At 59.7% G+C, this 11424-nt stretch carries 11 protein-coding genes; 4 read left to right on the top strand and 7 right to left on the bottom strand.

The window, feature by feature from the left end:
- The first annotated feature begins 107 nt into the window (after positions 1-107).
- Together ACAX43_RS06375 and ACAX43_RS06370 are read left to right on the top strand one after the other, a co-directional pair.
- Positions 108-935 carry a ferritin-like domain-containing protein gene (locus ACAX43_RS06375; RefSeq protein ID WP_370707556.1) on the top strand — a complete coding sequence of 276 codons (828 nt, stop codon included), beginning with the start codon at positions 108-110 and terminating at the stop codon, positions 933-935.
- Positions 936-1048: 113 nt separating this feature from the next.
- Positions 1049-1573: a hypothetical protein gene (locus tag ACAX43_RS06370; RefSeq protein WP_370707555.1), complete on the top strand. Its 525-nt coding sequence runs from the start codon at positions 1049-1051 to the stop codon at positions 1571-1573.
- A gap of 35 nt (positions 1574-1608) precedes the next feature.
- Here the strand turns inward: ACAX43_RS06370 and ACAX43_RS06365 are convergent, their stop codons facing one another.
- The 4 genes from ACAX43_RS06365 to ACAX43_RS06350 all read right to left on the bottom strand — a co-directional run bounded on the left by ACAX43_RS06365 (position 1609) and on the right by ACAX43_RS06350 (position 6190).
- Positions 1609-3165: a DEAD/DEAH box helicase gene (locus ACAX43_RS06365; protein ID WP_370707554.1), complete on the bottom strand. Its 1557-nt coding sequence runs from the start codon at positions 3163-3165 to the stop codon at positions 1609-1611.
- 233 nt (positions 3166-3398) lie between these two features.
- Positions 3399-4019 (bottom strand): hemolysin III family protein, encoded by a 621-nt coding sequence (locus ACAX43_RS06360; protein WP_370707553.1) that lies wholly within the window; start codon positions 4017-4019, stop codon positions 3399-3401.
- Between the two features lie 119 nt (positions 4020-4138).
- Entirely contained in the window at positions 4139-5437 is a 1299-nt protein-coding gene (locus tag ACAX43_RS06355; RefSeq protein WP_370707552.1) for a cytochrome c, read from the bottom strand.
- Between the two features lie 21 nt (positions 5438-5458).
- Complete coding sequence (locus ACAX43_RS06350; protein WP_370707551.1) at positions 5459-6190, bottom strand: cytochrome c; 732 nt, start codon at positions 6188-6190, stop codon at positions 5459-5461.
- A gap of 369 nt (positions 6191-6559) precedes the next feature.
- Between ACAX43_RS06350 and copC the strand changes: the two genes are divergently transcribed.
- Positions 6560-6937 carry a copper homeostasis periplasmic binding protein CopC gene (gene copC / locus ACAX43_RS06345; protein ID WP_370707550.1) on the top strand — a complete coding sequence of 126 codons (378 nt, stop codon included), beginning with the start codon at positions 6560-6562 and terminating at the stop codon, positions 6935-6937.
- A complete protein-coding gene (locus ACAX43_RS06340) occupies positions 6934-7863 on the top strand; it encodes a CopD family protein (protein WP_370707549.1) in 930 nt (309 codons plus the stop codon). The genes copC and ACAX43_RS06340 overlap by 4 nt, the downstream gene beginning before the upstream one ends.
- Positions 7864-8245: 382 nt before the next feature.
- Here the strand turns inward: ACAX43_RS06340 and ACAX43_RS06335 are convergent, their stop codons facing one another.
- The 3 genes from ACAX43_RS06335 to ACAX43_RS06325 all read right to left on the bottom strand — a co-directional run bounded on the left by ACAX43_RS06335 (position 8246) and on the right by ACAX43_RS06325 (position 11423).
- The gene (locus ACAX43_RS06335) at positions 8246-10324 is read right to left on the bottom strand and encodes a serine protease (RefSeq protein ID WP_370707548.1); all 2079 of its coding nucleotides are present in this window, start codon (positions 10322-10324) and stop codon (positions 8246-8248) included.
- A gap of 528 nt (positions 10325-10852) precedes the next feature.
- Entirely contained in the window at positions 10853-11083 is a 231-nt protein-coding gene (locus tag ACAX43_RS06330) for a YodC family protein (RefSeq protein WP_370707547.1), read from the bottom strand.
- A 37-nt stretch (positions 11084-11120) separates the two neighbouring features.
- Positions 11121-11423: a hypothetical protein gene (locus ACAX43_RS06325; RefSeq protein WP_370707740.1), complete on the bottom strand. Its 303-nt coding sequence runs from the start codon at positions 11421-11423 to the stop codon at positions 11121-11123.
- Position 11424: the final 1 nt, after the last annotated feature.

Below are 11424 nucleotides of genomic sequence, written 5' to 3'. Positions count from 1 at the left end.
TAACTCTAATTCAAGGCGCTGTATCAGACACGGCTGACCGTCCCGGCGAGAGCGGGCGGTTTCGAGCATGCTCCACCCGTCGATACAGCTTTCGGAGCAAAGACACGATGCACACTGAGCTGAACCATGTGATGCCCTGGCGGATCGAGGATATCGACCTTACCCGCATAGATCGCCAGAAGGCCGTCGCTAACGAAGATCTGCTGCTGCTGCTGTGCGCCGCTTCGTTTATCGAAAGCGGCACGGATCTTTACACCAGCAATCTGAGCACTTTTTTCGACGGCGACCCGGAAGTCTCGGCGTGGCTCAACAAGGAATGGGAGCCGGAAGAGATGCAGCACGGCCGGGCGCTGAAGACGTACATCGCCTACGTCTGGCCTGAGTTCGACTGGGACACTGCGTTCCGGAATTTCATGGAGGAGTATTCGCTGACCTGCTCGTTCGAAGACTTCGAAAAGACCCGTGCACTTGAGATGGTCGCCCGCTGTGTGGTGGAAACGGGCACCGCAACGCTGTATCGTGCGATCGGCGAATGTTCGGACGAACCGGTGCTCAAGGAGATTACCGACAACATCCGCACCGACGAAGTCCGTCACTACAAGCACTTTTTCAAGTTCTTCAAGAAGTACAACAAGATCGAGGGTAACGGCCGTCTCGCCGTGCTCGGCGCCTTGATGCGCCGCGTGATGGAGATCAAGAACGAAGACTCGGAGATCGCGTTGCGCCATGTCTTCGCCGTCCGCTACCCGGAGCGCGTGCACGATTCGGCCTATAACCGCGAACGTGCGGCACGCATCAATGCACTGGTGCGGCGCAATCTGTCGGCGGACATGTGTGTGAAGATGCTGCTCAAGCCACTCGATCTGCCTGCCAGGATTCAGCCGGGCGTGCATTACCCGCTCGCGAAGATCACGCAGCATGTGTTCTTTCGCTGAGTCTCTCGCGTACTGCGATGAAAACGAATGGCCCGCTTGTGCGGGCCATTTATTTTTCGAGGCATGATTGCTCTTTGCCACCCTTGCAACGTACTACTGACCGGATCGACACGATGAGCGATTTCCCCGCACCCAAACGTCCGCTCGAACAGAACGTGTTCGACGAATGGCCCGACGCTGTCCGCACGTTATTCGACGGTTCGTCGCTGGCGAGCAAAACGGGTTTCACCGCGTCGCTGCTCACCGTCGATGCGAACGGCCACTTGCGCACCTCGCTGCTCGGCGTCGGCGAGTTGTACGCGCCTGATTCGCGCTCGCTCTGCATCGCGTTGTGGCCGCAAGCTCGGGCCGCGCACGTGATTGCGCAAAGCGGCCGGGCCGCGCTGACGTTCGTCTGCGACGAGGCGTTCTATCAGGTGCAGTTGCGCTTGACGCCGCTAGCAGGCGTGGCAGGCGATGACAGCGGCCTCGTGTACCTGATTGGCTCGATCGATACCGGGGAGGCGCAAAGCGTGCGTTATGCGCGCCTCACAAGCGGCATTACGTTCGAACTGGAGGGGGAGGGAAAGGCGGTGCTCGATCGATGGGAACAGCAGATCGAGCACCTGAAGCAAGCCGCCGCTGCGGCTAGCCGTTAGTCAAGGACGCCGGCTGGCGAGCGGGCCGCGGATGCTTAACGGCCGCGCTGTCCGCTGCGCGTCGGCTGGCCGCCACGCGGCGCGTCGTTGCGCGGCTTCGTGCCGCCCAGCAAGGCACCCTGATTGCCGCCTTGCGGCTTGTTGGCCTGGGGCTTGCGCGGTGCATGCTGCGCGGCGCTGCCTTCATGCGTGGCCGCACGCGGCCGATCGTCATGACGCTGACCGTCGCGGCGTGGCTGACCGCCGTTGCCGGCCGGCTTCGCACCTTGCGACTTCGGCTGCTGCTGACCATTGGCCGGACGTTGACCCGAACGTTGCGCCGGTTTTGCAGAAGACGCGCCATCACGCTTCGGCGAACCTTGGCCCTGACGCGGCTGACGGCCACCGCCGCCGCCGCCACCACCGCCGCCCTGGCCACGGCGCAGAATCGGCTCCGGCTTGGCCGTCGGATCCGGCTCGAAACCGGCGATGACTTCCTGCGGCACCTGGCGCTTGATCAGCTTCTCGATGTCCTTCAGCAATTGCAGTTCGTCCACGCACACCAGCGAGATCGCCTCGCCCGTCGCGCCGGCGCGACCCGTGCGGCCGATACGGTGCACGTAGTCTTCCGGCACGTTCGGCAGATCGTAGTTGATCACGTGCGGCAACTGGTCGATATCGATGCCGCGTGCGGCGATGTCGGTGGCGACCAGCACCTGCAGCGTGGCGTCCTTGAACTCCGCCAGCGCACGCGTACGGGCCGACTGGCTCTTGTTGCCGTGAATCGCCAACGCGCTGATGCCGTCTTTGGTCAACTGCTCGGCAAGGCGGTTCGCGCCGTGCTTGGTGCGCGTGAACACCAGCACCTGGAACCAGTTGTGCTGCTTGATCAGGTGCGTGAGCAGTTCGCGCTTCTTGTCGCGATCGACCGGGTGAATCTTCTGTGCGACGAGTTCAGCCGTGGTGTTGCGGCGTGCGACTTCGATCAGCGCCGGCGAGTCGAGCAGATTGTCGGCGAGGGTCTTGATCTCGTCGGAGAAGGTGGCCGAGAACAGCAGGTTTTGACGCTTCGGCGGCAGCTTCGCGAGCACGCGCTTGATATCGTGGATGAAGCCCATGTCGAGCATACGGTCCGCTTCGTCGAGCACGAGAATCTCGAGATGCGACAGATCGATGGTCTTCTGCTGCATGTGGTCGAGCAAACGGCCCGGCGTCGCGACGACGATGTCCACGCCGCTGCGCAGTGCGCCGATCTGCGGATTGATGCCGACGCCGCCGAACATCACGGTCGACTTCAGCTTCAGGTATTTGCCGTAGGCGCGCACACTTTCTTCGACCTGCGCGGCCAGCTCACGCGTCGGCGTGAGGATCAGCGCGCGTACGACGCGCTTGCCCGAGGCCGTGGTGGCAGCGGGCATGGTGTTCAGGCGCTGCAGGATCGGCAGCGTGAAGCCGGCGGTCTTGCCGGTGCCGGTCTGCGCGCCGGCCAGCAGGTCGCCGCCGTTGAGCACGGCGGGGATTGCTTGCGTCTGGATCGGAGTCGGCGTGGTGTAGCCGAGTTCGTGTACAGCGCGGACCAACGGTTCGGACAAGCCGAGGGAATCAAAAGACATAAAAGCTCTTTGCAATGCAGTTTCGCGAACGGCACACATGGGCCTGATCGGGCCCAGGCGGGCTCAAACAGGCACAAGCACGACATGAACACGCCCGCATGGCGCGTTCGAGGCCGAAGCCCAGTTCCGGTCGCAGAGAAATCGGCGGCACGCGGGAAACGCGTGCCGAATGCTTCAACGCGCTATGCAGACACGTTGACTGGCCTTAAGTTGCATTTCGCCGCCGTGGGATGTCACGCGACATAGCGCGCAACACTGACGAATTGACACAGACTGCCCGCCAGTACGAACAGGTGCCAGATACCATGTCCGTGCCGGATGCGCTCGTCGTTGATGAAGAAGTAGATGCCGGCGCTGTAGATGACCCCGCCGGCCACGAGCCAGGCGGTACCCGCTGCCGGTAAGGCTTGAACCAGCGGGCGGACGGCAACGAGCGCGAGCCATCCCATCAAGACATACAGCACCATCGAAACGCTGCGGGTGCGTCGCCCGAGCGTCAGTTCCTGCACGATGCCGAGAGCGGCAAGCCCCCAGCTTACGCCGAATAGCGACCAGCCCCACGGTCCACGCAATGTGACAAGCGCGAACGGCGTATAGCTGCCGGCGATTAGCAGGTAGATCGCCGAATGATCGCACTTTTGCAGAACGGCTTTCACGCGCGGGTTGCGCACGCTGTGGTAAAGCGTCGAGATAGCATACAGCACGAACAGCATCGCACCGTACACGCTGAAGCTCACCACCTTGTACGCGTCGCCGTGCAGCGCGCCCATTGTCACGAGCGCCGCAAGCCCCGCCACCGACAGCACGGCGCCGACGAGGTGGGTAATGCTGTTGAAACGCTCACCGACATGCACGGCTCTTTCCTCCTGCGCGGTTTCATAAGGGTTTATCCCCACATGATACCGGTCCTGCAAAAACGAAGGGCGCGGCTGCGAGTTTCGCTGGCCGCGCCCCCCGGTGCATCCAACGTCGCTTAGTCGAGCGGCGCCGAACGCAGATCAGACACTTGCTGCGGCGACACTGCCGTACCGTGATTGCCCCACGACATACGAATGTACGTCACGACAGCGGCCACTTCCGTGTTCGACAGTGCCTGCGCGAACGGCGGCATGCCGTACGGATGCGGGTTGGCGTCCGTGCTCGGCGGATAACCGCCGTTCAGCACCATACGGATCGGGTTGACCGCCGACGGCATCTGGATCGACTGGTTGTTCGCGAGCGGCGGGAAGGCCGGCGGCATGCCGAGACCGTTCGCCTCGTGGCACTTCGCGCAGTTGTCGGCGTAGATCTTCTGACCTTGCTTCAACAGTTCGCCACCAAACTTTTCCGAGGTTTCGAGCTGCAGCGGTTCCGGTGCTTCGCTCTTCTGCGGAATCGTCTTCAGGTACGTGGCCATCGCGTTGATGTCTTCGTCCGACATGTACTGCAGGCTGTTGTGAACCACTTCAGCCATCGGACCGAACACCGCGCCGCGGTTCGACACGCCGGTCTTCAGCAGATCGGCGATGTCTTTGGTATCCCAGTCGCCGAGGCCGGCTTCCTTGTTCGACGTCAACGACGGTGCGTACCAGTTCTGCAGCGGGATCAATCCGCCGGCAAACGCAGCCGAGCTGACCGGGCCGCCCATGGCGTTGATCGACGTATGGCACATGCCGCAGTGGCCGAGGCCTTCGATCAGGTACGCGCCGCGGTTCCATTCGACCGATTTGGTCGGATCGGCCTTGTACTCGCCTTCACGGAAGAACAGCGTGCGCCAGCCGATCAGCATGTTGCGCTGATTGAACGGGAATTTCAGTTCGTGCGGGCGGCTCGGCACATTGACCGGCGTGACCGAGCGCAGGTACGCGTAGATCGCGTCCGAGTCGGGGCGCGTGACCTTCGTGTAGCTCGTGAACGGGAAGCCCGGGTACAGCAGGCTGCCATCTTTCGAGCGGCCCGTGTGCATCGCGCGGTAGAAGTCGTCTTGCGTCCACTTGCCGATACCGTACTGGTCGTCAGGCGTGATGTTCGGCGTGAACATCGTGCCGAACGGTGTAGCCATCGGCAGGCCGCCGGCGAACTGCTTGCCGCCGCGCACCGTGTGGCAGGCGATACAGTCGCCGGCGCGGGCGAGGTACTCGCCCTTCTTGATCAGCGCGACCTGGTCGGCGGGCGTTGCCGCCATAGCCGTACCGTTATGCAGGTTGTCGCCGCCCGACCACAGGACGGGAACGAGTGCGGCAGCCGCAACGACGACGACTGCCGAGAGGGCGAACAAAGACTTGCGTTTCATTTGAGTGTCTCTCCCGGTGCCTTATTGCGGTTCGCTGCCGCAGGCAAGCGGAGTCTTCATCGAGCGGGCCGGAGCCGGCACGGGGTTTTGTGGAGCCGTTTGCGTGGAAAGCCATGCCGCGACGGCGTTCACGTCGTCATCGGTCAGACGCGTGGCGATGGTATGCATGCAATCAGGTGCGATCGCGTGGCGCGAACCCGAACGCCATGCGCCCAACTGCGCGCTGATGTAATCAGCATGCAGGCCGACCAGGCCCGGAATAGCGGGTTCCATGCCGGTCAGCGCCTTGCCGTGACAGGCCGCGCAGGCCGGAATCTGTTTCGAGGCGTCGCCGTGCAGCACGATCTGCTGGCCGCGCGCAACGATGGCCGCCGACACGGTCGGCTTGGCCGGCGTGGGGTACGGTGGACGTTGCTGCGAGAAGTACGTGGCGATCTGATGAAGGTAGTCGTCCGAGAGATACGTGACGAGGTAATTCATTGGCGGGTACTTGCGGCGCCCTTCGCGGAAGTTCTGCAACTGGTTGTACAGATAGTCGGCCGGCTTGCCCGCCAGACGCGGGAAGTAGTCGTTGTCGGTACCTTGGCCATGCGAGCCGTGGCAGGCCGTGCAACCTTGCACGCGCGCTTCCATCGTATCGGGGGCCTTCGGTTGAGTCTGCGCTTTCGCAGCGCTATAGACACCCGCGGAGCCGATCAGCAGAAGGGCAAGCAACGGGCGGAAAATGCGTCTTGAAGACACGCGTAACTCCATCAAAATCGGGGACCTGACCGAACTTCGAGCGGCTCGGTGTGAAGGGCAGCCGGCGCTGCGGCGACGCAGCATTCTATCATCGAAGGCTGATGGTGACTATTTGCCACATTAGAGAAGGTTCCAGCTGTCACAGCCATGCGACAGTTTGACGCGCGCCACCGTCCGGCAAGCGGGCCGGCCATCTCGATTTTGTCCGCGGGATGGCGGGCGCACGTGTCGCTTTCGTCGGCTTGCATAACAAAGCAGGTTGAACCGACGCGCGCGCCGGCCATCGAAGCGTACACTTCCGGGCGCGCGGGCGTCGGTCCGACGCCCGCGCCGCCTGGCTCAACGTTCACCGTTTTACTTTCCACAAGCTATCGGCCTTCCATGAAGCTATTCAATTTTTCCCGTCCGGCGCTGCGTGCGTTGGCGCTCGGCGCCGCGGCGCTGGCGATGACGTCCACGGCTTTCGCGCATGCCCATATGATGTCGAGCGAGCCGGCGGCGAACGCCGAAGTGACTGCGCCCACTGAAGTGACGATCCATTTCACCGAACCGCTCGAGCCCGCTTTCAGCAAGATCGATCTGAGCGACGCGAGCGGCAAGCCCGCCGCACCGGCTGCGTCGCAAGTCGACACAAGTGACGCAAAGGTGATGCACCTGGCGCTGCCGCAGTTGACGGCGGGCCGCTACGCGGTGCACTGGGTCGCGGTTGCCACGGACGGCCACCGTACTCAAGGCGACTTCGCGTTCATCGTCAAATGAACATCGACGGACTGTGGATCGGGCAGGTCGCCATGGCCGCGCTCATGAATGTCGCGTTTGCGTTTGCGGTCGGGTCGGCGTTGCTCGGCGCATGGCTTGCCAAGGACGCGCAGGCCAAGATCGCGCCGGCGCGGCCCGCGTGGTTGCGCGCGCAACGATCGATGTTGACGGCCACGCTCGTGCTGGTCCTGGCGGACCTCGGCTGGCTGTTGTATCAGGCGGCGTCGATGAGCGGCGTCCCATTGTCGTCCGCGATTGGCGTAATACCGACTGTATTGACGCAAACCCATGCTGGTTACGGCTGGAGCGTGGCGTTTGCCGGCGCGCTGGTGTTGCTGGGCACGGCGATGGCCAGTCATACGGGCAAGCTGCGCAATGCGCTGCTGTGGCTCGCGGTGATCGCGATCGCGGCGGGCAAGGCGTCGCTCGGGCATGCGGCCGACGCCGGGGCGGCCTCGGCGGCGATCGGGATGCAGACGCTGCATGTGCTGGTCACGAGCGTCTGGGGCGGACTGGCGATGGCGGCGGGGCTCTCGGTATTGCCCGCGCTCGGCACGTCGACCGCACGTGGGATGTTGATCCGTACGGCGACGCAGGTGTCGAATGTATCGGTGGTGGCGGTTGGGTTCGTGCTGCTCACCGGCATATTCAATGCCGTGCGCGGGTCGGGCGGCTCGTTCGACGCGATCGAGATGAGCACCTGGGGCCACGTGCTGATGCTGAAGCTCGCGCTGGTTGGGCTCGCGTTCGTGCTTGGGGGCCTCAACCGCTTCTCGGCGCTGCCGCGCTTGCGTCGCACGGCCTCGACGATGGACGCGCATACCTTCGTCAACGTGCTGTATCTGGAAGCGCTCGCGATGATCGGCGTGTTCGTCGCGGCGGCGGTGCTGTCGCATAGCGTGCCGGCATTCGCGGCGCTGGGTTGAGTGAGCATGGGGAGTGCCCGCGCGCGCGGACGGCGAAGCGCTGGCAAGGAAGCGCACGCGGATGGACCGCCGCGTCCTTCGTTTCGACATAAAAAGCGCCGCACAGCAAAAGCGTGCGGCGCAACTACACGCGGATGTATAGTCGTGGCCGGCAGTTCCGTTACGGCTTCTTTTCAGCTTGAGACTCTGAACTGCCTACATGGTGCGACAATAGCCGGGCATCGATCTGTACCGGCTTCGATAGACCTCCGTGGCGACGAAGTTCTACACGCCCGAATGGCAAACCCGCTTTTGCCACCTGAAAGTGAAGATAGTGCGGCGAATCAGAGTAATGCCGGATTTTCCATTTTTCGGGTTTTCGGTGTGCCAGCTTGCATCTGAGTTAGATTTTTACATCGATATTTATCAACATCGGTTCGCTGACAGTATCTCTTTGTGTCTGGACGGGAAAAATTCCTTGATAGCGATGCCCTTTTGGCAAGTCCGGATTGTCGTCATTCTGGTAGGTCACAATCAGCGTAGCGGGCTTTGGGCTTGAGCCGCAACCGGTATAATCATTCATTTGGCGCAGATTCGGGGAACATGTGGTTTTTCGTTGGCCGCGCAATTTGATGATATCAACTCGTCCGTTCTCATCCTTTACCTGTACTTTAAGCGCGCTATATCCCGTGCTATTTGTCACGAGGGTCATTGGTCCCTGACCGGTTCTTACCGCCGTGAAGCCGAAATTGCTGGCAACAGGCTGGATCTGATCGCTGGTTGCCTGCTGTTCGGCTGTCACCGTGTACGCCGGTACCTGTGTGTCAGGGGAGAAGGGCGACACAAATGGATCGTATTCATCGAATGTGAAAGGCACGACCAGATTTGCCAGATTTCCCCCGCCGTTGTAATCATTGACATAGAACGCCATCCATCCGGAAAGTAGCTCGGGTGTCAGGCCGGGATTATCTTCCGACAGGACTGAAATGGTGATTTTCTGGACGCCTGCAGATTTATCATTGGACGGGCTCAGGCGTGCGTTGACGGTTTTAATCTCGCCGTCGGATCCACGGCCCTTGGCCTTGAATAGATAATACATTCCATAGTTGACCAGACGTGAATCGTCTAGCGCCTTCAAGTCCAGGGATTGCTGCAGATTGAGCGAAATTTCAGCCGGCATATAGGGCACAATTGTCGAATTAAAGACAAGGACTTTCCCCTTTCCCAATATAGATTTGTCTTGCCGGTTGGCATCGGGAAATGTAGGGGCAATGCTGCGGTATATGTGGCTGATATCAATCCCAATGTTATAACTCGTTGCGCCAGCATAATGTTCGGCAATAACGCCGTAGCTTTGCTGCGATAAAACCGGTGAGCCTGATGAGCCGCCGTCTGTATCACAATTGTATGCCAATGAAAGAGGCTGACCCTGGTTGTCGGTATTAACTTTCGTTACTGCACACGAATTTCCATCGTCATGCAAATGGGTTATTCTTTTTACTGCTCCCCACGGATGTTGGGGTAAAAAGAGCGGTAGCTTATTAAGCTGGGATGAGGTTGAATGGGAAGTGTCCATCCAGAGGTTACCAAAAAATGGGACAATCCCTGCCTCTTGCCATGCGAGTTCGTCAACCTTATAGATTGACCAGTCATTTTCATTACCTCCTCCGCCAGAGGCGATCACGGATTCCGTTTTGATTGTCAGGCTGTTTTGCGAATCTGCGGCAGGATTGCAAGTAGGCGACTCATAGTTGTAACTCAGGGAATGTCTTTTAGGACCAACATCACCTGCCACGTGGTGATTGGTCATCATATAAGGTCCATCTCCAGCTATGTTCCACCCGGTTCCGTCTCCGCCATTAGCGGTTGCTACAGCGAGACTGCGTTGGTAAAAACTGGGGTTGATCTCCTGATAGCAAACTGCCTGTTTCATTTGATTTTGCCCGATAATGCTACCTACAGTTCCAGTGCGCATATTGGTTTGGGCGGCTCGAGCGGGATCCTTTATTAGTCGATAACCAATGATGTCTGCCTTGCCATTGAAGGGGACTTTATGCCCTTTTGGATAGACAAGGCGGACGGTCACGCCGCCGGCTGGGACCGGATCGCTTTCGAAACTCCCGTTTCCTGTGCGGTTGTAAAATTCCGGGTAATTGTAGGTGATTGGTTTTTCGGTCCTGGAGGGAATGATCTGTAAATAAGCTCCCGCTGGTAGCGAAATTTTAGAAAATAGGATTGATATTTTTTCATAATCCTGCTCTGGATTGAAAGTGACCGTCGCGCTGTGATTGGTCCCGAGTTTTTTGAAAAGATCGATATCTTGAGGGAGTCGGACGATCTGGTTGTCTATTTGGTTCGGAAAGGTGAGCGATTGAGATGTAGTGCTATTGCTACTTGCGATTGCCGGGTTGATGCTTTGTATTGCCCATGTAACTGCGACGGCTAGCAATCCGATAATATTAAGGTGGAATTTATTTCGCATAGCTACATTCCTTTGACATGTTTTAATAGACCGGGTGATGTTTCCGGTCTGGCTGATAATAAAATTTGAATAAAGGGGTGATATTGAAGCTATGAGTATGGAAAGGTCTGCTTTTCGGCCGATTTATCTCCGATTTAATGTCGAGCAAGAAAAATTCTGCCGCTGCCCATAGCGGATGATCGCGAATCATGTCGCGAGTGGAAGCGGCCGGAAGTTTGGTTTAAGGAATACGAATTGTATTGCTCATTTATCGCCTTTATTGAATATACATATGAAGGACGGCAACCGTCATTGGCGCCGTGTTATTTGTGTCTCAATATAGGTGGATACGCGCTCGTCTTCAAATGAATTAATCCATTCTGTATGTGGCTTTTCGTCGCCGGTGCGCGAGGCACTTGCGATTTCATGGAATTGCAGAGTGATTGGGCTCGGTCGAGTGGGCAGGCAAAAAAAAACGCCGCACAGCAAAAGCGTGCGGCGCAACACACACGGTCGCCTGGCGGTGGCCAGCAGATCCGTTACTGCTCTTTAGGCAGCGAGCGCGTTGTGCGCCCGTTCCAGCGTCTCCTCCGGAAACATTTCCTGCTGCAATTCGCCCGCGTCGCTGAACCATTGGCAGATCAGCCAGTTGCCCGGCGCGAACAGCACCGGCCCGCTCCAGGTGGCCGTCATTGGATGTCCGCCGGACTTGAGCGTCAGGACGTCGCCTGCGTGGAAAGCGGGTTTTGCGGGGCGCGCGGGCCTCTTTCGCAATCGCATAGTCAGCACCCGGTCGATAAAGCCGATGATTCGGTGATTACTCGAAGCCGAGTCGATGCCCGAGGATCGGCGCGCAGAAGAGCGCGATCGCGCAGCCCGCTACTTTGCCCTCGAGTTCCGCGCTCGCGGCACGTGAACCGTAGAGCTGCGTCAGCAGGTCGAAGAGTTGCGGCACGCAGTAAAGCACCGCAGCGCCGATAAAGCATTTCTCAACCACCGAGATGCGCCAGCCGCGCTCATAGGCGAGCGCCGCGCCGATGATGCGAAGCACGCCGAACACCACCAGCGCGCCGACGGCGGCTTGTTCGCGGATCAGATAGTCAGGAAGGAATTCGCCCATG

Source organism: Paraburkholderia sp. IW21, assembly GCF_041321145.1.
In the GTDB taxonomy this organism is placed as follows: domain Bacteria; phylum Pseudomonadota; class Gammaproteobacteria; order Burkholderiales; family Burkholderiaceae; genus Paraburkholderia.
Note: the sequence above shows the minus strand (reverse complement) of the source record. Positions and strands in the feature narration are given on the sequence as shown.